Annotated in this window: 3 protein-coding genes and 1 pseudogene; all 4 read right to left on the reverse strand. The window is 77.3% G+C overall.

Translation table 11 applies throughout. From position 1 onward, the window contains the following. Positions 1 to 80: 80 nt before the first annotated feature. The 4 genes and pseudogenes from HNP84_RS45990 to HNP84_RS46005 all read right to left on the reverse strand — a co-directional run bounded on the left by HNP84_RS45990 (position 81) and on the right by HNP84_RS46005 (position 25,362). Entirely contained in the window at positions 81 to 1,157 is a 1,077-nt protein-coding gene (locus HNP84_RS45990; RefSeq protein WP_185056446.1) for an alpha-hydroxy acid oxidase, read from the reverse strand. Then, complete coding sequence (hppD, locus tag HNP84_RS45995; RefSeq protein ID WP_281396499.1) at positions 1,154 to 2,257, reverse strand: 4-hydroxyphenylpyruvate dioxygenase; 1,104 nt, start codon at positions 2,255 to 2,257, stop codon at positions 1,154 to 1,156. Before hppD ends, HNP84_RS45990 begins: the two co-directional genes overlap by 4 nt. Further along, positions 2,255 to 2,464, reverse strand: a pseudogene (locus tag HNP84_RS54380) (MbtH family protein); the annotation flags it as partial. The pseudogene HNP84_RS54380 and the gene hppD, both read right to left, overlap by 3 nt. Continuing rightward, positions 2,461 to 25,362, reverse strand: a complete 22,902-nt coding sequence (locus HNP84_RS46005; RefSeq protein ID WP_185056447.1) for a non-ribosomal peptide synthase/polyketide synthase — start codon at positions 25,360 to 25,362, stop codon at positions 2,461 to 2,463. The pseudogene HNP84_RS54380 and the gene HNP84_RS46005, both read right to left, overlap by 4 nt. Between the last annotated feature and the right edge of the window lie 212 nt (positions 25,363 to 25,574).

Below are 25,574 nucleotides of genomic sequence, written 5' to 3' on the forward strand. Positions count from 1 at the left end.
CGACGCGTTGAGGCGGCAATGGGGTGCTCTCGGCGCGCAGAGGCGGGGAGCGGAGGCGGGGAGGGGGTGACGACCGGGGGTCAGTGGTCGTCCGGGCACCTGGCGGCGGTGGGGGTGGGGTGGCCGGACAGGGCGAGGGCCTCGGTCAGTTCCTCGCGCAGGAGGCCGAGGATGCGGGAGACGCCTTCGGCTCCGGCCAGGGCCAGGCCCCACAGGGCGGGGCGACCCAGCAGGACTCCGGTGGCGCCGCGGGTCAGGGCCTTCAGGACGTCGGTCCCGGTGCGTACGCCGCTGTCCAGCAGCAGTTCGCCGCGGCCGGCCGTCGCCTCGGCGATGGCGGGCAGGGCGTCGATGGCGGGCGGGGCGCCGTCGAGCTGGCGGCCGCCGTGGTTGGAGACCACTATGGCCTGCGCGCCCGCGCGCAGGGCGCGGCCGGCGTCGGCGGGGTGCAGCAGGCCCTTGAGGATCAGGGGCAGGGCGGTGTGCTCGCGCAGCCAGTCCAGGTCCTGCCAGCTCAGGGAGGGGTCGATGGCGGCCGAGGCGTGCTCGGCGACCGCGCTGGCGCCGGGGCCGGCGTGGCGGGCCGGGTCGGCGGTGAAGTGCGCGGCGGTCACGCCGGGGGGCAGGGTGAAGCCGCTGCGCAGGTCGGCCCGGCGGCGGGCCATCCGGGGGGTGTCGACGGTGAGCATCAGGGCGGTGCACCCGGCCGCTTCGGCGCGCTGGAGGAGGTCCTTGGTGCGGGCGCGGTCGCGCAGCCAGTAGAGCTGGAACCAGGTCTCGGCGCCGACGGCGGCGATCTCCTCGATCGGCACGCTGCTGAAGGTGGTGGCGGTGAAGGGGATGCCGTGCTCGCGTGCGGCGCGGGCGGTGGCGAGCTCGCCGCCGGGGTGGACGGCCCGCTGGTAGGCCATGGGGGCGACCGCGACCGGCATCGCGGCGGGCCGGCCGAGCAGGCGGGTCTGGGTGCCGGTCCGTGAGACGTCCACCAGGGCCCGGGGCGTGATGTGGATGCGGTCGAAGGCGGCCCGGTTGGCGCGCAGGGTGAGCTCGTCGCCCGATCCCCCGTTGACGAACCGCTCGACGCCGGGCGGCAGGACCGCCCCCGCCGCCGCCTCGGCGTCGGCGGGGGTGAGCAGGGCGGACAGGTCGGCCGTCACCGGGCGGGCGCTCCGGCGACGGGCCGGCCGGCGGCGGCCCCACTGGTGGCCTTCTCCGCCTGGACGGCCTCGTACAGGGCCCTGACGTTGCCGCCGCCGAAGGTGTCGGCGCCGACCCGCTCGATGATCTCGAAGAACAGGGTGCGGCGCGGGTGGGTGGTGCGGGTGAAGATCTGGTAGAGCTGCCCGGCGTGGTCCTCGTCGGCCAGGATGCCGGAGGCGCGCAGGTCGTCCACGGAGTGGCGGGTGAGGGCCAGGCGGTCGCGCAGGCGCTCGTAGTAGGTGTCGGGGGTGGACAGGAACTCCACGCCGCGCTCGGTGAGGCGGGCGACGCTGGTGACGATGTCGGGGGTGGCGAAGGCCAGGTGGTGCACGCCCCCGCTGCCGTGCCGCTCCAGGAAGTCGCCGATGTGGCCGGCGTCGTGGTCCGGGCTGGGCGCCAGGACGGTGAAGGTGACGTCGCCGGCCGGGCTGCGCACGGCCTTGGAGTCCATGGCCTCGCTGCCCTGGATCATCAGCTCCTCGTACACGCCGTGGTAGCCGAAGACCCGCTCGTAGTACTCGGTGCTCGCGGCCAGCTCGCCGGTGCGTACGCTCACGGCGATGTGGTCCAGCACGGTCAGGCCGGTGTCCACGGCGATGGGGGCGGAGGGGACGATCTCGAAGCCGGGCAGCGGCAGCGCGGCCCCGGCGGGGGGCTGGACGAGGGTGTGGCGGACGTCGTCGAAGCCGGAGGCCACGGCGGCCAGCACGTATCCGTCGTGCTCGGCGGGCTCGGCCAGCGGGACGGCGCCGCGGGCGACCGCGTCGGCGTGGGCGGCGCGCACGTCGGGGCCGGTCAGGGCGATGTCGGCCACGCCGTCGCCGTGCCGCGCCACGTACGCCGCCGCCGGGTGCCGCTCGTCGCGGGCCTCGGTCAGCACCAGGACGATGCCGCCCTGGCGCACGGCCAGCGACCGGGACGCGCCCTCGGGCCCGGTGCGGGCGGCGCGGGCGTACAGGCGGAAGCCGTAGCCCTCGGTGAAGGCGGCGGCCGCCGCGGCGGCGTCGGCGACGTACATCTCGACGTGGCTGAGCCGCAGCCCGGAGGCGGCGGCCATGGCGTCGGCCAGGCTCTTGGGGCGCATGTCGGTCCAGTTGGCCTCGATGTAGTCCAGGCACTCCCGGCGGCCGGTGGCGGGGAGCGCCACGGTCCATCCGGCGGGCACCTCGGCGAAGGCCGGCCACAGGGAGTGCTGGTTCTCCTCGTTGACCAGTACGAGGTACTGGGCGTCGGGGTCCTCGAAGGGGTTGGTGGCGCTGGTCACTGTGATGCTCCTGTCAGTCGCTCGGCCAGGACGCGGCCGATCTCGGCGATGGGGCGGGGGCGGGTCATGTCGTGGTGGGCGCACTCGACGGGGTGGACGGCCAGGGCGCCCGCCACGTACGGGCGCCAGCTCTCCGGCTCGCCGTGCGCCCCGCGGGTGGCGGTGAACAGCAGGGCGTCGCCGTCGTAGCGGCGGGGGACGTGGCCGCGCATGAGGCGGGCGTGGTTGGCCGCCGCGGCAGGCAGCGCCTCCAGGGCGTGGGGGTCGATGCCGGCGAGCGGGGAGCCGTCGCGGCGCAGGATGGCCGACGCCTCCTCCGGCCCCACCCGTTCGGGGACGGGGTCGTGGCCGAGGTGGCGCAGCAGCGCGGCGAGCGAGGGGGCGGCGTCGGCGGCGTCGCCAGCGTCGCCGGGGGCAACGCGGGCGTCGCGGGCGTCGGGGGCGGGCGGGTAGGCGTCGAGCAGGGCGAGCAGGGCCACGTGCTCGCCGCGCTCGCGCAGCCGCACCGCCATCTCGTGCGCCACCAGTCCGCCGAAGGACCAGCCGAGCAGGTGGTACGGCCCGGCGGGCTGGACGCGGCGGATCTGCGCCAGGTAGTCCTCGGCCATCTCGCCGATGGAGCCGGCCGGCTCCTCCTCGCGGGCCAGCCCTCTGGCCTGCAGCCCGTAGACGGGGCGGTCGCCGCCGAGCGGCCCGGCGAGGCCGGCGTAGGTCCAGCTCAGCCCGGCCGCCGGGTGCACGCAGAACAGCGGGGCGAGCCGGCCCGCCGGGTGCAGGGGCAGCAGCACCTCCAGGCCGGCGCCGGCGCTGCGGACGCCGAGGCGCAGCCGCCGGGCCAGGGCGGCGGGGGTGCCGGCCTCGAACAGGTCGCGGACCTGTAGGTCGGCGCCGAAGCGGGCGCGTATGCGGCCGGTCAGCCGCACCGCGAGCAGCGAGTGGCCGCCCAGGTCGAAGAAGCCGTCGTCGGGGCCGACGCGGTCCAGGCCGAGCACGCCGGCGAAGACGGCGCACAGCTCGGCCTCCGTCTCGTCGTGGGGCGGGCGGCCGGGGGAGGCGGCGAAGGTGGGCACGGGCAGCGCGGCCCGGTCCAGTTTGCCGTTGCGGGTCAGCGGGAGCGCGGCGAGCGGCACCACGGCGGCGGGGACCATGTGCTCGGGCAGGCGGCCCGCCGCGTACGCGCGCAGTGTGGCGGGGTCCGCGGCTCCGGGCCGGGTGACGACGTAGGCGAGGAGGACCTCTTCGCGCAGGACGACGGCCGCCGCCGTGACGTCCGGGTGGGCGAGCAGCGTGGCCTCGATCTCGCCGGGCTCGACGCGCATGCCGCGCACCTTGACCTGCTGGTCGGTGCGGCCCAGGTATTCCAGTGCGCCGTCGCGGGTCCAGCGGGCCAGGTCGCCGGTGCGGTACATGCGACTCCCGGGCGGGCCGTAGGGGTCGGCGACGAAGCGTTCGGCGGTCAGGCCGGGCCGGTCGAGGTAGCCGCGGGCGAGCTGGACCCCGGCCAGGTAGAGTTCGCCGGTGGCGCCCGGCGGCACCGGGCGCAGGCCGGCGTCCAGCACGTACGTGCGGGTGTTGGCCACCGGCCGGCCGATCGGCACCGGGCCCGGCTCGCCGGGGTCGCACGGCCAGTGCGTGACGTCGATCGCGGCCTCGGTGGGGCCGTACAGGTTGTGCAGCGGCACGCCCGGCAGCACCTCGTGGAAGCGGCGGGCCAGGTCGGCGGGGAGCGCCTCGCCGCTGCACAGCACCCGGCGCAGCCCGGAGCACCCGGCCGCGGCCGGGTCCTCCAGGAAGGCGCGCAGCATCGGCGGCACGAAGTGCACCGTGGTGATCCGTTCCCGGCGGATCAGCCCGGCCAGGTAGGCGGGGTCGCGGTGCCCGTCCGGGCGGGCCACCACCAGCGTCGCCCCCGCCATCAGCGGCCACAGCAGCTCCCACACCGACACGTCGAACCCGATCGGGGTCTTGTGCAGCACCCGGTCCCCGGGCTCCAGCCCGAACCGGGCCTGCGTCCAGCGCAGCCGGTTCGCCAGGGCCCTGTGGTCGACGACCACGCCCTTGGGCCGCCCGGTGGAGCCGGAGGTGTGGATCACGTACGCGGGGTGGCGCGGGTCCACGGCCTGCGGCGGCAGCGGGTCGCCGGCCGCTTCGGCGGAGGTGAGCACGCACACCGGGCCGGTCTCGGCGAGCAGGGTCTTGACCCGCTCGTCCGGCAGGCCCGGCTCCATGGGCACGTACGCGGCCCCGGCCCGCAGCACCGCCAGCACCGCCACGACCAGGCCGGCCGAACGCGGGATCATCACCGCCACGCGGGTCTCCGGGCCGGCGCCGCGCTCGCGCAGCCACCCGGCCAGCGCCGCCACCCGGGCGTCCAGCTCGGCGTAGGTCCACCGCTCGCCCTCGAAGACCACCGCCTCGGCGTGCGGCGTCCGCGCCGCCTGGGCCGCGATCAGCTCCGGCACCGTCCCCGGCGGGACCTCCACCGCCGTGTCGTTCCACTCCTGGACGACCAGGCGGCGCTCCTCGGCGGCGAGGGCGTCGATGGTGTGGACGACGCGGCCGGGATAGGCGGCGAAGGCGGCCAGCACCCGGTTGAGGCGGGCGAGGATGCCCGCCGCGGTGCCGGCGTCGAAGGCGTCGGGCTGGTAGCCCAGCCGCAGCGTGAGGCCGCCGTCCTGCAGCACGATCAGGCTGAGCGGGTAGTGGGTGGCGTCCCAGCCCGCCGATCCGGTCACCCGCAGTCCCACGGCGCCGGGCGCGGCCCGTTCCACCGGGTAGTTCTCGAAGACCACCAGGGTGTCGAACAGGCGCTGCCATCCGGCGAGCCGGTGGATCTCGCCGAGCCCGAGGTGCTGGTGGGCCAGCAGCCGGGCCTGCTCGTCCTGGAGCCGGCGCAGCGTGCCGGCGACGGTGGCGGCCGGGTCGAAGGCCACCCGTACCGGCACGGTGTTGATGAACAGCCCGATCATGGACTCCACGCCGGGCACGTCCGCGGGGCGGCCGGAGACCGTCGCGCCGAAGACCACGTCGTCGCGGCCAATGAGCCGGGCCAGCAGCAGCGCCCACGCTCCCTGCACGACGGTGTTGACGGTCAGGTCGTGCTCGCGGCCGAGTTCCCGCAGCGCCTCGGCGACCGCGGCGGGCACCTCGGCGGTCACGTGCTCCTGCGCGGTGGCCGCCGCCGCGCCGCCGGGGGCCAGCAGGGTGGGCTGGGCGAGCCCGTCGAGCGCGTCCGCCCACGCGGCGCGGGCGGCGTCCTGGTCCTGGGCGGCGAGCCAGCGCAGGTAGTCGCGGTAGGGGGTGGGCGGGGGCAGGGGCGTGCCGGCGTACAGGGCGAACAGCTCGCGGGCCAGGACCGGGACGGACCAGCCGTCGAGCAGGATGTGGTGGTGGGTGAAGGTGAGCCGGTGCCGGTCGGGGCCCAGCCGCTCCAGCTCCACGCTGAGCAGCGGCGGGCGCGCGGGGTCGAACCGGTCCACCCGCCGCCAGGGCACCTCGGCGTCGGCGATGACCTGGGCCGGGCCGCCCTCCAGGTCGTGCACGAAGGCGGCGCGCAGGTTGGTGTGCCGGCGCAGCAGCGCCCGCCAGGCCCGCCGCATCGCCTCCTCCTCCAGCGGGCCCTCCAGGTCCAGGGTCAGCCGGGGCGTGTAGACGCCGGCGTCGTCCACGAGGGCGTGGAACAGCAGGCCCTCCTGGAGCGGGGCGAGCGGCAGCACGTCCTCCAGGCCCGGGTAGGCCGCCTCCAGCCGGTCCACCTCGGCCTGGCTCAGCCTCACCAGCGGGAAGTCGGAGGGGGTGTGACCGCCGGGCTGCCCGGCGATCTCGGCCAGCGCGTCGCTCCAGTGTCCGGCCAGCTCGCGCACCTCGTCCTCCGCCAGCAGGCCGTCAGCCCAGGACCAGGTGGCGCGCAGCTCGTCGCCGACGGTGATCGTGGTCAGCTCCAGCACGTGGGCCAGGGGCGCCTCCGGGGCCGAGCCGCCGCCGAGCGTGGTGTCCGCGGCGGCGGAGGCGGCCACGCGGCCGAGGTGGTTGAAGCCGATCTGCGGGCGTCCCGGGGCCGCCGCGAGCAGCGGCCCGGCCTGCGGGTCCAGGTAGCGCAGCAGGCCGTGGGTCTCGGGCGGCGGCATGGCGCGCAGCCGTTCCTTGACCGCTTTGACCGGCTCGCCGGTGTGCAGCCGCACCGGGTGCACGGTGGTGAACCAGCCGACCGTACGGGAGAGGTCCAGCTCCCCGTCCCGGCCGTGGCCCTCCACGTCCACCAGCACGCTCGGCAGGCCGCGCCAGCGGCCGGCCGCGGTCGCGAGCGCGGCCAGCAGCACCTCACCGGCGGTGGCGTGGAAGCGCGCGGGGTCCACCGCCGGGACCGTGACGGTGAAGCGGCGGGCCGTGGCCACGGTGTCGCGGGCCGGGTCCAGCGCCCGCGATCCCAGCGGCGGCTCGGCCTCGCCCAGCAGCTCCAGCCAGTACGGCAGCGCGTCCCGCGCCGCCGCGGCGCGCCGGCCCAGTGTCCCCGCCCAGCGCCGGTAGGAGACCGGCACCGGGGCGAGGTCCTTGCCGGCCAGCGCGTCGGCCAGGTCCGCGAGCAGGATGCGCCAGGACACCCCGTCCACGGCCAGGTGGTGCGCGACGGCGAGCACCCGGCCCGGCGACCACGCCACCCGCAGCATCACGCCGTCCCACGGTGAGAGCCCGGCCGCGACCGCCGCGGGGTCGTCCACGGGACCCCGGCCGACCAGCGGGCGGGCATCGACCCGCTCCAGGATCTCCGGCTCCCAGTCCGGCGACAGCCGCATGCGCAGCGCCTCGTGCCGGTCCAGCAGCGCCTGGACCGCGGCGATCAGGTCCTCCTCGGTCACCTCGGGCGGGATTGCGGAGGTCACCGACTGGTAGAACCCGTCGATCGGGCCGCGCTCGCGCGCCCAGTGCATGATCGGGGTGAGTGCCACCGGCCCGGCGGGGTCGTCGCCGGGTCCGGCGGGCGTCTCGTCGGCCCGGCCGCACACGGCGGCGAGCGCGGCCACGGTCCGCCGCTCGAAGACGTCGCGCGGGGTGAGCCTCAGCCCGGCGCGGCGGGCGCGGCTGACGAGCTGGATCGACATGATGCTGTCGCCGCCCAGGGCGAAGAACCCGTCCCGCACGCCCACCCGCGCCACGCCCAGGACCTCGGCGAACAGGCCGCACAGCGTCTCCTCCACCGCCGTGCGCGGCTCGCCGCCGCTCGCGGCGGGAGCGGCGAGGCCGGGGAGCGGCAGCGCGGCGCGGTCCACCTTGCCGTTGGGCGTGACCGGGAGCCGGTCGAGCACCATGATCTGGGCGGGCACCATGTACTCCGGCAGCCGGGCCGCGAGCGCCGCCCGCATCCCGGCGGGATCGGGCGCGGCGCCCGGCTCGGGCACCACGTACCCGGCCAGCGCCTTGCCGCCGGAGGGGGTCGGGTGCACCAGCACCACCGCGTCGGCCACGCCGTCCTGCGCGCCCAGCGCGGCCTCGACCTCGCCGGGCTCGATCCGGAACCCGCGGATCTTCACCTGGTCGTCCACCCGGCCCAGGAACTCCAGCAGGCCGTCCGGGGTCCAGCGGGCCAGGTCGCCGGTGCGGTACATGCGGGCGCCGGGCGGGCCGTAGGGGTCGGCGACGAACCGCTCGGCGGTGAAGCCGGGCCGATCCAGGTAGCCGCGTGCCAGCGCCTCCCCGGCGATGTACAGCTCCCCGTCGGTGCCGGGCGGGACCAGGCGCAGCCCGCGGTCCAGCACGTAGGCGCGCATGCCGTCGCGGGCCCGGCCGATGGGCACGCTGCCGGGCACCTGGCCGGAGTCGCGCATGGCGTGCTCGGTGCAGAACAGGGTGATCTCGGTGGGGCCGTAGATGTCGGTGACGACGGTGCCGGGGCAGGCGTCCAGCACCCGGCGCACCGACGCCGAGGTCACCACGTCGCCGCCGGTCAGCACCTCGCGGGCGGTCCCCAGGCAGGCGGGGTCCTCCTCGGCGACGACCCGGAACAGGCCCGCGGTCAGCAGCAGCGAGGTGACGCCGTGTTCGCGCACCATCCGGCCGATGGCGGCCACGTCCAGCTCGCCGGGCGGCGCGACCACGACGCAGCCGCCGTTCAGCAGCGGCATCCACAGCTCGTAGGTGGAGGGGTCGAAGCCGTAGGGCGAGTGCATGAGCACCCGGGCGGGCTCGCCGCCCCAGCGGCGGTCGGCGGCCAGGCTGAGCACGCCCCGGTGGGTGATCTCCACCCCCTTCGGCTCGCCGGTCGAGCCGGAGGTGAACATCACGTACGCCGCGCCGTCCGGCCGCAGCGGCACCCGTACGGCCGGGGCCGGGCCGGGGACGTCCGGGGGCAGGACGTGCGCGGCGCCCAGGTCCTGCCCGGTGCCGGGGGCGGCGATCAGCACCCGCGCGCCCGCCTGGCGCAGCATGGCGCGCAGCCGCTCGGCCGGCAGGCGGCGCTCCAGCGGCACGTAGACCCCGCCCGCCTTGAGCACGGCCAGGATCGCGGCGACGACCTGCGGCGAGCGGTCCAGCAGCAGCGCGACCCGGTCCTCGGGGCGGACGCCGGTCTCGATCAGGGCGTGCGCCAGCCGGTCGGCCCGCTCGTCGAGCTCCCGGTAGGTCCACGCGCCGCCGTCCCAGCGCACCGCGACCGCGTCCGGGGTCCGGGCGGCCTGGCGGGCGAACACCTCCGGCACGCTCGGCCCCGGCTTGTCCGACCCCGGGGCGTTCCACTCGTGCAGCATCCGGTGGCGCTCGGCGGGGCCGAGCAGGTCCAGGGCGCCGGCGGGCAGCTCGGGCCGCTCGGCCAGGGCGCGCAGCACGGTGAGCAGGCGGGCGGCGTACCCGCGTACGGCCTCCTCGTCGAACAGGCCGGGCCGGTAGTGCAGCCGCAGCCACAGCGCGTCCTCGCGGGTGCCGGCGGCGAGCGTGAGCGGGTAGTGCGTGGAGTCGGTGATCTCGGCGCCGGTGATGGCCGGGCCGTCGCCGCCGGGTGCGCCCGCCCGCTGGTCCACGGGGTAGTTCTCGAAGACCACCAGCGTGTCGAACAGCCCGGTGTGCCCGTTGTGCCCGGCGAGCCGGTTGATCTCGGCGAGCCCGAGGTGCTGGTGGGCCAGCAGCGCGGCCTGCTCCTGCTGCAGTCGCCGCAGCAGGCCGGACAACGGCTCGTGCTCGGGCACGCGCACGCGTACGGGCACGGTGTTGATGAACAGGCCCACCATCGACTCCACGCCAGGCACCTCGGCCGGGCGGCCGGAGACGGTGGCGCCGAAGATCACGTCGTCGCGGCCGGTGAGCCGGGCCAGCAGCAGCCCCCACGCGGCCTGCACGATCGTGTTCATGGTCATGCCGTGGCCGCGCCCGAGCGTGTGCAGGGCCCGGCTGAGCGCGGCGGGCACCTCGACGGTGAGGTGCCGCTGGGGGTGCGCGCCGGCCGGTGCGCCGGGGGCCAGCAGCGTGGGCTCGCCGCACCCGTCCAGGGCGCGGGTCCACGCCGCGCGGGCCTGGCCGCGGTCGCGGGTGGCCAGCCAGCGCAGGTGGTCGCGGTACGGCGGGGCGGGCGGCGGCGTGTCGCCGGCGTACAGGGCGAACAGCTCGCGGGCCAGCACCGGCATCGACCAGCCGTCCACCACGATGTGGTGGTGGGTGAGGATCACCCGGTGCCGGTCGTCGCCGAGCCGGGCCAGCGCCAGGCGCATGAGCGGCGGGCGGGCCGGGTCGAACGGCTCGGCGCGCTCCTCGGCGGCGAGCCGGGCCAGCGCGGCCTCCCGCTCGGGGCCGGCGAGCCCGCTCAGGTCGGCGCCGCGCCACGGCAGCTCGGCCTCGGGCACGATCACCTGCACCGGCGTGCCGGTCAGCTCGTGCGGGTAGGCCGCCCGCAGCGCCGCGTGCCGCCGCAGCAGCTCCGCGAAGGCCCGGCGCAGCGCGTCCTCCTCCAGCGGCCCGGTCACGTCGAGCCGGAGCTGCGGGGTGTAGACGCCGGCGGAGTCGCGGTCGTAGACGGAGTGGAACAGCAGCCCTTCCTGGAGCGGGGTGAGCGGGAGCACGTCCTGCACGCCGGGGTAGGCGGCCTCCAGCCGATCCACCTCGCCCTGGGTCAGCCTCACCAGCGGGAAGTCGGAGGGGGTGTGCCCGCCGGGCTGTTTGGCGATCTCGGCGAGCGCGCCGGCCCAGTGCCCGGCCAGCTCGCGCACCTCGTCCTCGGTGAGGATCTCCCCGGCGTAGGACCAGGTGGCGCGCAGCTCGCCCCCGGCGATGAGCGTGGTCAGGCTCAGCGCGTGGACCAGCGGCGTGCCCGGGTCGCTCCCGGCGGCCGGTGCGCCGTCTGCGGCGCCGATCCGGCCGAGGTGGTTGAAGCCGATCTGCGGGCGTCCCGGCGCCGCCGCGAGCCGCGGCCCGGCGTCCGGGTCGAGGTAGCGCAGCAGCCCGTAGCCGAGGCCCTGGCCGGGAACGGCGCGCAGCCGCTCCTTGACCTGCCTGACGTCTTCCGCGGTGTCCAGCCGGACCGGGTACATCTTGGTGAACCAGCCGACCGTGCGCGAGGTGTCCAGCTCCTCCAGGTCGCGGCCGTGGCCCTCCACGTCCACCAGCACCCGCCTCAGCCCGCGCCGGCGGCGCAGCGCGGTCGCGAGCGCGGCCAGCAGCAGATCGTCGGGCCTGGCGTGGAAGGCGGCCGGGTCGGGCGCCGGGACGGTCAGCGTGAGGCGGCGCGCAGTGGCCACGGTGTCGCGGGCAGGGTCCAGCGCCCGCGCGCCCAGCGGCGGCTCCGGCTCGGCCAGCAGCTCCAGCCAGTACGGCAGCTCCCCGCGCGCCCGCTCCGCCCGTTCGCGCAGCTCGCGGGCCCAGCGGCGGAACGACACCGGCACCGGGGCCGGTTCCCGCCCGGCCAGCGCGTCGCGCAGGTCCTCGGCCAGGATGCGCCAGGACACGCCGTCCACCGCCAGGTGGTGGATCGCCACCAGGACCCGGCCGGGCGTCCACTCCACCTGCGCCATCACGCCGTCGTGCGGGGACAGCCCGGCCGCGACCGCCGCGGGGTCGGCGGCCGGGCCGCGGCGGACCAGGAGGCGGGCGTCCACCCGCTCCAGGATCTCCGCCCGCCGGTCGAGGGAGAGCCGCATGCGCAGCGCGTCGTGCCGGTCCAGCAGGGCCTGCACCGCGCCGGTCAGCGCCTCTTGGGTCACCTCCTGCGGGATGTCCAGGGTGAGCGCCTGGTAGAAGCCGGTGATCGGGCCGCGTTCGCAGGCGAAGTGCATGATCGGGGTCAGCTCCACCGGGCCCGCCTCCCGGCCGGCGTCCCGCCCGGCGCCGGCGGCGGGCTCGGCCGCTTCCCGGCACACGCCGGCGAGCGCGGCGACCGTCTGCCGCTCGAAGACGTCGCGGGGCGTGAACACCAGCCCGGCGCGGCGGGCGCGGCTGACGAGCTGGATCGACATGATGCTGTCGCCGCCCAGGGCGAAGAAGCCGTCCTCCACCCCGACCCGTTCGACGCCCAGCACCTCGGCGAACAGGCCGCACAGCGTCCGCTCCAGGGGCGTGCGCGGCTCGCCGCCGCCGGCGGGCCCGGCGGCGTCCGGGACCGGCAGGGCGGCCTTGTCCACCTTGCCGTGCCGGGTGAGCGGCAGGCCGGGCAGCTCGACCAGCGTCGCGGGGACCATGTAGGCGGGCAGGAGCGCGGCGGCGCGCTCCCGCACGGCCTCCAGGTCCAGCGCCGTACCGGGCTCGGGCACCAGGTAGCCGGCCAGCCGCTTGCCGCCCGGCGGAACCGGCACCGCGACCACGACCGCGTCGGCCACGCCGTCCTGCGCGGACAGCACGGCCTCCACCTCGCCGGGCTCGATCCGGAACCCGTTCACCTTGACCTGGTCGTCGGCCCGGCCGGCGAACTCCAGCACCCCGTCCTGCCGCCAGCGGGCCAGGTCGCCGGTGCGGTACATGCGGGCCCCGGGCGGGCCGTAGGGGTCGGCGACGAACCGCTCGGCGGTCGCGGCCGGGGCGCCGGCGTAGCCGGTGGCCACCGCCTCCCCGGCCACGTACAGCTCGCCGGTACGCCCCGGCGGCAGCGGCCGCAGCCCCCGGTCCAGCACGTAGACGCGCATGCCCTGGCGCGGCGTGCCGATCGGCACCGGGTCCGGCACCTGGTCCGGGGCGGTCATGGAGTGCGCGGTGGCGAAGACGGTGATCTCGGTGGGCCCGTAGGCGTCGGTGACCGTGACGCCGGGGCAGTGCGCGAGCACCCGGCGCACCGCCGGGGCCGGGATCACGTCGCCGCCGGTCAGCACCTCGCGCACGGCCGACAGGCAGCCCGGGTCCTCCTCGGCGACCACCCGGAACAGGCCCGCCGTGAGCAGCAGCGTGGTGACCTGGTGGCGGCGCACGACGCCGGCGAGCGTGGGCACGTCCAACTCGCCGGGCGGCGCGACCACGACGGCGCCGCCGTTCAGCAGCGGCGCCCACAGCTCGCAGGTGGCCGGGTCGAAGCCGTAGGGCGAGTGCATCAGCATCCGCTCCGGGGCCAGGGCGGACCAGCGCCGGTCGGCGGCCAGGCTCACCACGTCGCGGTGCGTGGCCGCCACGCCCTTCGGCTCCCCGGTGGAGCCGGAGGTGAACATCACGTAGGCCGTCTCGTCCGGGTGCGGGTACGGCGGCGTCGCCTCCGGCTCCTCGGCCGCTTCCCGGACGTCGAGGATCGTGACCGCGGGCAGGTCGGCCTGGCGGTCGGCGAGCACCACGTGCGCGCCCGCCGCGGCCAGCATCGCGGCCAGGCGCGCGCGGGGGAACGCCGGGTCCAGCGGCACGTAGGCCGCGCCCGCCTTGACCACCGCGAGCACCGCCGCGACGACCTCGGGCGAGCGGTCCAGCAGCAGGGCCACCCGGTCCCCGGGGCGCACGCCGTGCCGGGCCAGCCTGCGGGCCAGCCGGGTCGCCCGCTCGTCCAGCTCCCGGTAGGTCCAGGTGCCGGCGTCCCAGCGGACGGCGGCGGCGGTGGGCGTACGGGCGGCCTGGCGGGCGAACGCCTCCGGCAGCGACAGGGCGGGCTCGGGGGCGGGACCGGCGCCCCAGTGCGTCAGCACCCGCGTGCGCTCGGCCTCGCTCAGCACGCTCACGGCGCCGGCCGGCAGCCGCGGATCGCGCATCAGCGTCTTCAGCAGGCGGGTCAGGCGGCCGGCCAGCTCGCGCGCCTGCCGTTCCGGGATCGCGGTGTACGCCAGGCGCAGCCGCAGCGCGCCCTCGTGCCGGCCGGCGACCAGCAGCAGCGGGTAGTGGGCCGCCTCCCGCGACTCGACCCCGGAGATGGTCAGCCCGGTTCGGGCCGGGAAGGCGGCGCCGGGGTCGATCGGATAGTTCTCGAAGATCACCGCCGTGTCGAACAGCTCGGGCAGCCCGGTCAGGCGGTGGATCTCGCCGAGCCCGAGGTGCTGGTGGGCGAGCAGGCGGGCCTGCTCGTCCTGTACGGCGCGCAGCAGGTCCTCAAGCGGCGTCGTCTCGCCGACCCGCACGCGTACGGGCACGGTGTTGATGAACAGGCCCACCATCGACTCCACGCCCGGCACCTCGGCCGGGCGGCCGGAGACGGTCGCGCCGAAGACCACGTCGTCGCGGCCGGTGAGCCGGGCCAGCAGCAGCGCCCACGCGCCCTGCACCACCGTGTTGAGGGTCAGGCCGCGCTCCCTGGCCCAGGCGTCCAGTCCGGGCGGCGCCTCGGCGGTCACCTGGCCGCCGCCCCCTGGAGGCGTGGACCGGTTGCCGGGCGCGAGGAGGGTGGGCTCGCGCACGCCCTCCAGGGCCTCGGCCCAGGCGGCGCGGGCCGTGCTCGCGTCCTGGCGGGCGAGCCAGCGCAGGTAGTCGCGGTAGGGGGTGACCGGGGGGAGGGGGTCGCCGGCGTACAGGGCGAACAGCTCGCGGGCCAGCACCGGGATCGACCAGCCGTCGAGCAGGACGTGGTGGTGGGTGAAGGTGAGCCGGTGCCGGTCCGGGCCCAGCCGTTCCAGCTCCACGCTCAGCAAGGGCGGGCGCGCCGGGTCGAACCGGGCGGGGGCCCGCCAGGGCGGCTCGGCGTCGCCGATCACCTGCACCGGGACCCCGCCGGCCTCCACGAACGCGGCGCGCAGGTTGGCGTGCCTGCGCAGCAGCGTCTCCCACGCCGCGCGCATCGCCTTCTCGTCCAGCGGGCCGGTGAGCTCCAGCCGGAGCCGCGGGGTGTAGACCTCCCCGGCGTCGTCGCCGAGCGTGTGGAACAGCAGCCCGCCCTGGAGCGGGGTGAGCGGGAGCACGTCCTCCAGGCCGGGGTAGGCGGCTTCCAGCCGGTCCACCTCGGCCTGCGTCAGGGTGACGAGGGGGAAGTCGGAAGGGCTGTGGCCGCCGGGCTGCTCGGCGATCTCGGCCAGGGCGTCGGCCCAGTGCCCGGCCAGCTCGCGCACCTCGTCCTCGGTGAAGACCTCCCCGGCGTAGGACCAGGTGGCGTGCAGCGCGCCGCCGGACTCGACGGTGGTCAGGCCCAGCGCGTGCAGCAGCGGCGCCCCGGGGTCGATCCCGGCGGCGGCGGTCGCGCCGCCGGTGATCCGGCCCAGGTGGTTGAAGCCGAGCTGCGGGCGTGCGGGGGCGGCGGCGAGCAGCGGTCCGGTCTGCGGGTTCAGGTAGCGCAGGAGCCCGTACGTCTCGGCGGCCGGCATCGCGCGCAGCCGCTCCTTGACCGCCTTCACCGGCTCGGTGGTCTCCAGCCGCACCGGATGCGCGGTGGTGAACCAGCCGACCGTACGCGAGACGTCCAGCTCGCCGTCGCGGCCGTGCCCCTCCAACTCCACCAGGACGGTGGGCCGCCCGCGCCAGCGGCCCACGGCCGCGGCGAGCGCGGCGAGCAGCACGTCGTCCGCGGTGGCGTGGAACCGCGCCGGGTCCACGGCGGGGACCGTCAGGGTGAAGCGGCGCGCGGTCGCCACGGTGTCGCGCGCCGGGTCCAGCGCCCGCGATCCCAGCGGCGGCTCCGGCTCGGCCAGCAGCTCCATCCAGTACGGCAGCGCGTCGCCCGCCTCCTGGGCCCGCTCGCCGAGCGTGCGCGCCCAGCGCCGGAACGACACCGGGACGGGCGCGGGCGGCAGACCCGCCAGCGCGTCGGTCAGGTCCGGCAGCAGAATCCGCCACGACACGCCGTCGATCGCCAGATGGTGGGCCACGACCAGCAGCCGGTCCGGCCACCACACCACTTGCAGCATGACCCCGGCCTCCGGGTCGAGCCGGGAGACGGCCGCGGCGGTCTCCTCGGCCACGCTCCCGGTGGCCCGCCGCACGGCCGGCGGCACCGAGCCGCGCTCGGCGACGTTGAGGCTCCACACCAGGCCGCCCGCGGCGCGGGTCAGGCGCAGCCGCAGCGCGTCGTGGTGGTCCAGGAGCGTGCGCACCGCGGCGGTCAGCGCCTCCTCCTCCAGGCCCGGCAGGTCCAGCAGCACCGACTGGTGGAAGCCGGACATCGGGCCGCCGCGCTCGCGCAGCCGGTGCATGATCGGGGTGAGCGCGACCGGGCCGGTCCCGTCGTCCTCGTGGGCGGGCGCGGCGTCCGGCTCGGCGCACACCGCGGCGAGCCCGGCCACCGTCTGGTGCTCGAAGACGTCCTTGGGGGTGAACACCAGCCCGGCGCGGCGGGCGCGGCTGACGAGCTGGATCGACATCACGCTGTCGCCGCCCAGGGCGAAGAAGCCGTCGTCCACGCCCACCCGGTCCAGCCCGAGCACCTCGGCGAACACCCGGGCGAGCGTCTCCTCGCGGGAGGTGCGCGGCGCGCGCAGGGCGGCCGGCGCGGGAGTGGCGGGGGCGGGCAGCGCGGCCCGGTCCAGTTTGCCGTTGGCCGTGACCGGGAGCGCGTCGAGCACCATGATCTCGGCGGGGACCAGGTACTCCGGCAACCGCGCGACGAGCGCCCGGCGGACCAGGGCGGGGTCCGGCGGGGTGCGGCCCGGCTCGCCCACGACGTACCCGGTCAGCACCCGGCCTCCGGCCGCGGTGTCGCGGGCGGTCACGGCCGCCGCCGCCACACCCTCGCATGCCCCGAGTGCGGCCTCGATCTCGCCGGGCTCGATGCGCACGCCGCCCACCTTGACCTGGTCGTCGGCGCGGCCCCGGAACTCCAGCAGGCCGTCACGGGTCCAGCGGGCCAGGTCGCCGGTGCGGTACATGCGACTCCCGGGCGGGCCGTAGGGGTCGGCGACGAAGCGTTCGGCGGTCAGGCCGGGCCGGTCGAGGTAGCCGCGGGCGAGCTGGATCCCGGCCAGGTAGAGTTCGCCGGTGGCGCCCGGCGGCACCGGGCGCAGGCCGGCGTCCAGCACGTACGTGCGGGTGTTGGCCACCGGCCGGCCGATCGGGATGGGGCCGGTCACCTCCGGCGGGCACGGCCAGTGCGTGACGTCGATGGTCGCCTCGGTGGGGCCGTACAGGTGGTGCAGCGGCACCTCGGGCAGCGCGGCGCGGAAGCGGCGCGCCAGGTCCGGCGTGAGCGCCTCACCGCCGACGAGCACCCGGCGCAGCCCGGAGCACCCGGCCGCGGCCGGCTCCTCCAGGAAGGCGCGCAGCATCGGCGGCACGAAGTGCACCGTGGTGATCCGCTCCCGGCGGATCAGCCCGGCCAGGTAGGCGGGGTCGCGGTGCCCGTCCGGGCGGGCCACCACCAGCGTCGCCCCCGCCATCAGCGGCCACAGCAGCTCCCACACCGACACGTCGAACCCGGCCGGCGTCTTGTGCAGCACCCGGTCGCCGGGGGCCAGGGCGAAGTCCCGCTGCATCCCCCACAGCCGGGCGGCCACCGCCCGGTGCTCGACCACCACGCCCTTGGGCCTGCCGGTCGAGCCGGAGGTGTGCAGCACGTACGCGGGGTGGCGCGGGTCCACGGCCTGCGGCGGCAGCGGCGGGCCGGACGCCTCGGCCGAGGTCAGCACGCACACCGGCCGGACGTCGCCGAGCAGGGTCGCGATCCGCTCGTCCGGCAGGCCCGGGGCCACGGGCACGTACGCGGCCCCGGCCCGCAGCACCGCCAGCACCGCCACGACCAGGCCGGCCGAACGCGGGATCATCACCGCCACGCGGGTCTCCGGGCCGGCGCCGCGCTCGCGCAGCCACCCGGCCAGCGCCGCCACCCGGGCGTCCAGCTCGGCGTAGGTCCACCGCTCGCCCTCGAAGACCACCGCCTCGGCGTGCGGCGTCCGCGCCGCCTGGGCCGCGATCAGCTCCGGCACCGTCCCCGGCGGGACCTCGGCCGCCGTGTCGTTCCACTCCTCGACGACCAGGCGGCGCTCCTCGGCGCCGAGGAGATCGACGGCGTGCACGCGGCGGCCGGGGTCGGCGGCGAAGGCGGCCAGCAGCGCGACCCACTGCCCGACCAGCCGCTCGGCGGTGGCCGGGTCGAACATCGCGGCGTTGTACTCCAGCCGCCCTTCGATGCCGCCCGGCTCGCCCTGAGGGGTGCGGAGTTCGGCCACGTTGAAGGACAGGTCGAAGCGGGCCGCCCCGGTGCCGGCCCGCAGCAGCTCGACGTCCAGGCCGGGCAGCTCCACCGACGCGGGCTCGGGCCGCCCGGCCAGCATCACCTGGAACAGCGGGTGCCGGTCCAGGGTGCGGCGGACGCCCAGGGCGTCCACCACGCGGTCGAAAGGCACGTCCTGGTGCGCGTACGCGCTCAGGTCGCTCTCCCGCACGCGGTGCAGCAGCTCGCCGAAGGCGGGGTCGCCGGAGGTGTCGGTGCGCAGCACGAGCGTGTTGACGAAGCAGCCGACCAGCTCGTCCAGCGCCTCGTCCGAGCGGCCCGCGACGGCGGTGCCCAGCGGGATGTCCGTGCCCGCGCCGAGGCGGGTCAGCAGCGCGGCCAGCCCGGCGCGCAGCGCCATGAACACGGTGGCGGCGCGGGCGCGGGCCACCGCGGCCAGCCCGGCGTGCACGTGCGCCGGGATGGTGAAGGTCAGCATGCCGCCCGCCGTCCCGCCGCGGCCGGAGCGGTCGGCGGGCAGGGGGATGCGGTCGGGCAGTCCGGCCAGCCGCTCGCGCCAGTACGCCGCCTGCGCCTCCAGCCCCCGCTCCGCGTCGCGCTGCCACAGCGCGTAGTCGGCGTACTGCACCGGCAGCGGCTCCCACTCCGGGGCCCGGCCGGCGCGCCGCGCCCCGTAGGCGGTGGCCAGGTCGGTGGCGAGCGGGCCCAGCGACCAGCCGTCGGCGGCGATGTGGTGCACCACCAGCGCCAGCACGTGGTCCTCGGGCGCGAGCGCGAACAGCGCGGCCCGCAGCGGGATCTCGGTGGCCAGGTCGAAGCCGCGGCGCACCTGCGCCTCCACCGCCGCCTCGGCCCCGGCCTCGGTCACCGGCACGGGTTCGAGGTCCGGCATCGCCTCCGGCAGCACGACCTGGTACGGCACGCCGTCGGCGTCCGGATAGACGGTGCGCAGGATCTCGTGCCTGGCCGTGACGTCGGCGAGGGCGGCGCGCAGCGCGTCGATGTCCAGCACCCCGCGCAGACGCAGCACGACCCGCACGTGGTAGGCGGCCGAGGCCCCCTCCTCCAGCCGGTGCAGGAACCACAGCCGCCGCTGCGCGGCCGAGAGCGGGACCCGCTGCGGCCTGCCGGCGCGGGGGACCGGGGCCGGTCGCGGGCGGGAGGCGCCGCCCGCCGCCGCGACCCGCCGGGCCAGGGCGGCGGGGGTGGGCGCGTCGAAGACGGCGCGCACGGGCAGGTCGGCGCCGAGCGCGGCGCGGACCCTGGTGACCAGGCGGGTGGCCAGCAGCGAGTGCCCGCCGAGGGCGAAGAAGTCGTCGCCGGGGGCGACGTGCGGCACGCCGAGCAGCGCGGCGTACATGCCGCACAGCACGTCCTCCAGCGGGGTGCGCGGCGTCCGCCCGTCGCCGCCCCCGGCGGCCAGCGCAGGCAGCGCAGGCAGCGCGGGCAGCGCGGCCCGGTCCACCTTGCCGCTGGGCGTCAGCGGCATCCGCTCCAGTCGCACGAAGGCGGCGGGGACCATGTGGCCGGGCAGCGCCGCGGCGGCGTGCGCGCGCAGGACCTCCTCGCCCGGCTCCGGGCCCGGCCCGGCAACCACGTAGGCGATCAGCCGGTCGCCCGCCGCGGCGACGGCCGCCCGCGTCACCCGCGGGTGCCGTTCCAGCACGGCCTCGACCTCGCCCGGCTCCACCCGGTGGCCGCGGATCTTGAGCTGCCGGTCGGCGCGGCCCAGGTACTCAAGGCGGCCGTCGGGCGTCCAGCGGGCCAGGTCGCCGGTCCGGTACATGCGGCTGCCGGGCGGCCCGTACGGGTCGGGGACGAACCGCTCGGCGGTGCGGCCCGGCTGCCCGGCGTACCCGCGGGTGACACCGGGCCCGGCCAGGTACAGCTCGCCCGGCGTGCCGGGCGGGACCAGGCGGAGCCAGGGGTCCAGCACGTGGCAGCGCGCGCCCGGGATCGGGCGGCCGATCAGGAACCGCCCGTCCCGCTCCGCGCCGTCCTCGGCCACCGGCTGCCGCGTCGCGGTCATGGTGCCCTCGGTCGGGCCGTACTGGTTCACCACCCGGCACGGGCCGAGCGCCGCCACGTCGGTCAGGTGGGCGCGGGTCAGCGCCTCGCCGCAGGTCATGACCAGGCGCAGCGAGGGCCGCTCGGGCTCGGGCAGCGCGGCGGCCTCCTCGGCGAGCACGGCCAGCAGGGACGGCACGGCCGACAGCAGCGCGGTGACCCCCTCGCGGCGCATGGTGCGCACCAGCGCGCCCGCGTCGCCGGCCTGCGCCTGCGGCACCATGACGAGCCTGCCGCCCGCGGCCAGGGTGCCGAAGATGTCGCGCACCGACGGGTCGAAGGAGATCGAGGCCAGGTTGAGCACCACGTCGTCCTGGCCGAGCCCGGCGGTGCCGGTGAGGTAGGCCAGGTAGGCGGCCACCCCGCGGTGCGGGGTCACGACGCCCTTGGGCAGGCCGGTGGAGCCCGAGGTGTAGATGACGTACGCCGGGTGGGCGGGCGTGAGCGGTGTGATCCGCTCCTCGTCGCGCAGGTCGCCGCCGTCGTGACCGCCGTGGTCCAGGTCCTCCACCAGCAGGCGTTCCGGCCCGCCGGCCACCTCCGGCAGCGCCGCTCCGGCGGTGGTCAGCAGCAGGACGGGGGCGGCGTCGGCGAGCATGTGCGCGATCCTGGCGGCCGGGTACGCCGGGTCCACCGGCACGTACGCCGCGCCGGTCTTGAGCACCGCGAGCAACGCGACCACCAGCTCGGCGGACCTCGGCACCGCGACGGCGACGCTGCGCTCCGGGCCCGCGCCGCGGGCGAGGAGCAGCCGGGCCAGCCGGTTGGCGCGCGCGTTCAGCTCGGCGTAGGTGAGCCGCCGGTCCTGGCAGACCACGGCGGTCGCGGCCGGGGCGCGGGCGGCCTGCTCCTCGATGAGGGCGGTGATCGTGGTGCCGGCGGGCCGGGCCGGGGCGCCCTGCCAGGAGCCGAGCAGCAGATCGCGCTCCTCCGGGTCCAGCACGCCGGCCCGCACCACGGGCGCGTCCAGGTCCTCGGCCATGGCCGACAGCAGCCGGACCAGCCGGCGCAGGATCGCGACCGGCCCGCCCCGGCCGGTGGCCGCCGCGCGGTGGACCAGCTCCAGCCGCAGCGCCGGCCCGGGGTGCACGCTCAGCTTGAACGGGTAGTGCGTGTCGATCCGGTACGCCGCGCCGGTCAGCTCCAGCCCGCCCCCGGGACGGATCGCGGCGGGGTCGAGCGGGTAGTTCTGGAAGACGACCATCGTGTCGCCGGCCGCGCCGGGCCCGGCCAGGCGGCGGATCTCGGCCAGGCCCAGGTGGCGGTGGGGCAGCAGCGCGGCCTGTTCCTCCTGGAGGCGGCCGAGGAAGCGGGAGACCGGCTCGTCCGGCCGGAACCGGGCGCGTACGGGGAGCGTGTCGAGGAGCAGCCCGACGGCCGACTCCGCGCCCGGCAGGTCGGCGGGCCGGGCGGCGACCGGGGCCTCGAACACCACGTCGTCGCGGCCGGTGAGCGCGCCCAGCAGCAGCGCCCACGCGCCCTGCACCACCGTGTTGAGGGTCAGCCCGCGACCGCGCGCCGCGGCCGACAGCCGCCCGGTGACCTCCGGCGGCAGCTCGGCGGTCACCATGCCGCCGGGTCCGGCGTCGGTGTGCGGGGCCAGGAGCGTGGGCCCGTCGAGCCCGGCCAGCGCCTCCTGCCACGCCCGGCGGGCGGCCGGGCGGTCCTGGCGGCCCAGCCACCCCAGGTACGCGCGGTACTCCCCGGCGGGCGGGCGCTCCGCCATGGCCCCCTCGCCGTAGACGGCGAACAGCTCGGCGGCGAGCAGAGGCATCGACCAGCCGTCCAGCAGCAGGTGATGGTGGGTGAACAGCAGGCAGTGGCGCCCTTCGCCGAGGCGGGCGAGCACGATCCGCATCAGCGGGGCGCGGGCGAGGTCGAACCGGCCGGACCGCTCCGCCTCCGCCAGGCGTTCCAGCTCCTGCGGCCCGCTCGCCTCCACCGTCCGCCACGGCGTCTCCGCGCCCCGGACCACGATCTGGACGAGAGCACCGTCGCCGTCCCCGGGGCCGGGGACGAAGGCGACGCGCAGGTTGGGGTGGCGGGCCAGGACCGCCCGCCAGGCCGCGCGCAGCCGCTCCGCGTCCAGCGGGCCGGTGAAGTCGAGCCGGAGCTGCGCGGCGTACGCGTCGGGGGCCGCGCCCTCCTCGTACAGGGTGTGGAAGAGCAGGCCCTCCTGGATCGGCGAGAGCGGCAGCACGTCCTCCACGTCCGGGTACGCCGCGCGCAGCCGGGCCAGGACCTCCGGCGGCGCGGGCGGCGGCCCGGCGTCCTGCGTCACGGGGGCGTCGCCGGCCGCGGCGGCGACGGCCGCCAGGGCGGCCGGAGCCGGGTTGGCGAACAGGTCGCGCGGGGTGACGGCCAGGCCGTGCGCGCGGGCCAGGGTGACGAGCCGGAACGACAGCACGCTGTCGCCGCCGAGCGCGAAGAAGTTGTCCTCCGCGCCCACCTCGGGCAGGCCGAGCACGTCGGCGAACACCCGGCACAGCACCTCCTCCTGCGGGGTGCGCGGGCCGCGCCCGCCCGCGGAGGCGAAGCCGGGGTCGGGCAGCGCCTTGCGGTCCACCTTGCCGTTGGCCGTCATCGGCAGCGCCTCAAGCGTGACGAACGCGGCGGGCACCAGGTGGGCGGGCAGCGACCGTCCCAGCCGCACCCGCAGCTCCTCCGCGTCCAGGGCGCAGCCCGGCGCCGGGATGAGGTAGGCGACCAGGCGCAGGGCGTCGCCGCCCGCCGGGCGTGCGGCCACGACGGCCCGTGCGACCTCCGGGAGCGCCTCCAGCGCGGCCTCGATCTCGCCCGGCTCGATCCGCACCCCGCGGATCTTGACCTGGTGGTCGGTGCGGCCGAGGTAGTCCAGCCGGCCGTCGGCCCGCAGCCGGGCCAGGTCGCCGGTGCGGTACATGCGGCTGCCGGGCGGGCCGTAGGGGTCGGCGACGAACCGCTCGGCGGTCAGGCCGGGCCGGCGCAGGTAGCCGCGCGCCACGCCGTCGCCGCCCAGGTACAGCTCGCCCGCCACGCCCGGCGGCACCGGGCGCAGCTCCGCGTCCAGCACGTACGCCCGGGTGCCGGCGATGGGCGTGCCGATCGGCGGCGTGCCCGGCTCCTCCGGCGACAGCGGCGCGGCGGTGGACCACACCGTGGTCTCCGTCGGCCCGTACACGTTGGTCGCCGAGGCCGCCGCCCCGGCCAGCGCGCGGGCCAGCTCGGCGGAGACCGCCTCCCCGCCGACGAGGACGCGCACGCCGCGCAGCGCCTGCCCGGCCTCGGCCACCAGCGGCCCCCACGCGCTCGGGGTGGTCTGCATGACCGAGATCCGCTCCCGCGCGATGACCTGCCGCAGCCGCGCCGGGTCGTGCACCAGCTCGCGCCCGCCCAGCACCACCGTCCCCCCGGTGACGAGCGGGGCGAACAGCTCCAGCGCCGCGATGTCGAAGCCGACCGTGGTCACCGCGAGCAGCCGGTCGGCCGGGCCGAGCTTGAGCCGCCCGGCCATGTCGGCCACCAGGTTCGCCAGGTTGCCCCGGCCGACCACCACGCCCTTGGGCCGCCCGGTCGAGCCCGAGGTGTAGATCACGTACGCGGCCCCGTCCGGCCCTGAGACCGCCGGCGGCTCCGCGGCGCCGTCGGCGTCCAGGGGCACGACCGGGACGCCGGGCAGCCCGTCCGCGTGCTCACCGGCCGCCAGCGCCAGCACCGGCGCGGTGTCTTCGATCATGTACGCCAGCCGCTCGCGCGGGTAGCCGGGATCGAGCGGCAGGTAGGCCGCGCCGGTCTTGAGCACCGCGAGCAGGGCGATCACCAGTTCGGCGCGGCGTGGCAGCGCGACCGCGACGTACCGTTCGGGACCCGCGCCGCGCGCGGCCAGCGCCCGCGCCAGCCGGTCGGAGCGCTCCTCCAGCTCGGCGTACGTCAGCCGGGCCCCGCCGGGCACCACCACCGCCTCGGCGTCCGGGGTCCGCCGGGCCATCTCCCGGAAGCGGGCGACGACGTCGGCGCGGTCCTTGGGGGCCAGGGAGTCGCCGCGGGTGAGCACCCGGGCCCTCTCGCCGGGCAGCAGCAGCCCGGCCCGCCCGATCGGCGTGTCCCCGCTCACCAGCCGCGCGGTGAGGTGCAGGAAGCGGTCGAGGTGGACGGCCGCCTCCTCGGCGGTGTAGAGCGCGGGGTTGGCGTCCACATCCACCCCGATCGTGCCCAGGCGGCGGGGGTGGCCGCCGTAGGAGGCGATCGACAGGTCCAGGACCGGGCCGTTGGACAGGTTGCGCATCGTCCCGAGCGAGGGGCCGAAGCGCAGCTCGTAGTCGAAGGGCATGATGTTGACCACCGGGCCGTACAGGCGGCGGCCCGTGCCGGTGAGCCGGAGCCGGTGACCCAGCTCCTCCTGCCGGTAGCGCTGGTGACGCAGCGCGGCCTTGATCTCGGCCGCGGCGCCGCCCGTCAGCTCCTCCAGCGTCATGTCCCCGCGCACGGCCAGGCGCAGCGGGACGATGTTGGCGACCATGCCGGGGGCGTTCTGCGCCGCGGCGCTCTCGCGCACCCCGACCGGGAAGCCGAGCACGACCTCGGCCGCGCCGGTCATGCGGTGGACGTACGCGGCGACCGCCGCGGTGAAGGCCCGTGGCCAGCTCGACCGGGCGCGGCGGGCCACGGCGCGCAGCCCGGCCTCGACGTCCGCGTCCAGCGCGGCCGTCGCCCGGTGATGGCCCCACGACGGCGGGGCGGTCCGGCCGGCGAGGGTGGCAGGTTCGGTGTGCCCGGCGAACCTCTCCTCCCAGTACGCCTGGTCGGCGGCGTAGGCGGGGGAGGAGCGGTAGGCGGCCTCCTCCTCCAGCAGCACGCGCAGCGGGCCGAGCGGCGCCGCGGCCGGCGGGATGCCCTCGGCCTCGGCGGTGTAGAGCGCGGCGGTCCTGCGGATCACGACGGAGGCGGAGAAGGCGTCCAGCAACAGGTGGTGGCAGCGCAGGTACCACCAGTGGCGCTCGGCGGCGAGCCGGATCAGCGCCGCGAAGGCGTCGGCCGGGGCGCCGGGCTCGGCGGGGCGGACCATGTCGGCGCGCATCCAGTCCAGGGCGGCCGCCTCGGGGTCGGGTTCGCCGCTGAGATCCAGGCGGGCGAGTTCGAGCGGGACCGGTGGCGCCGGCCATTGGCGGGGCTCGCCGTCCACCTCCGAGATCCGCACGTGCAGCGCCTCGGTCTCCACGCTGCCCGCGGCGACGGCGCGGGCGAGCCGGCCGGCGTCCAGCGGGCCCCGGATGTCCACGTAGAGGCCGAGGTTGTAGGAAGGGCTGCGCGGATCGAGCTGCCGGCCGAACCACACGGCCGACTGACCGGGGGTGAGCGGCAGGCCGCGGTGCTGCGGGTCGGACACGTTCTCGCGATCCTCCTGAACCGGGGGGTGGGTCGCCGTCTTCCTATCACGGTGCGATAACCAATGATCGTCATGCTGGAATGGGCGTGGCCGCCGCCACCGGCGGACGCATTTACCATCGCTTTCGCGGATTCGCGCAGGACGGGTCCGCCCGGGTGATATCCGGTTCACCTGGCGGTCATTCGCGCGACGCCGGGGATTGGGGAGCAGGG

The sequence above is a fragment of the Thermocatellispora tengchongensis genome, from assembly GCF_014202315.1.
Taxonomy (GTDB): domain Bacteria; phylum Actinomycetota; class Actinomycetes; order Streptosporangiales; family Streptosporangiaceae; genus Thermocatellispora; species Thermocatellispora tengchongensis.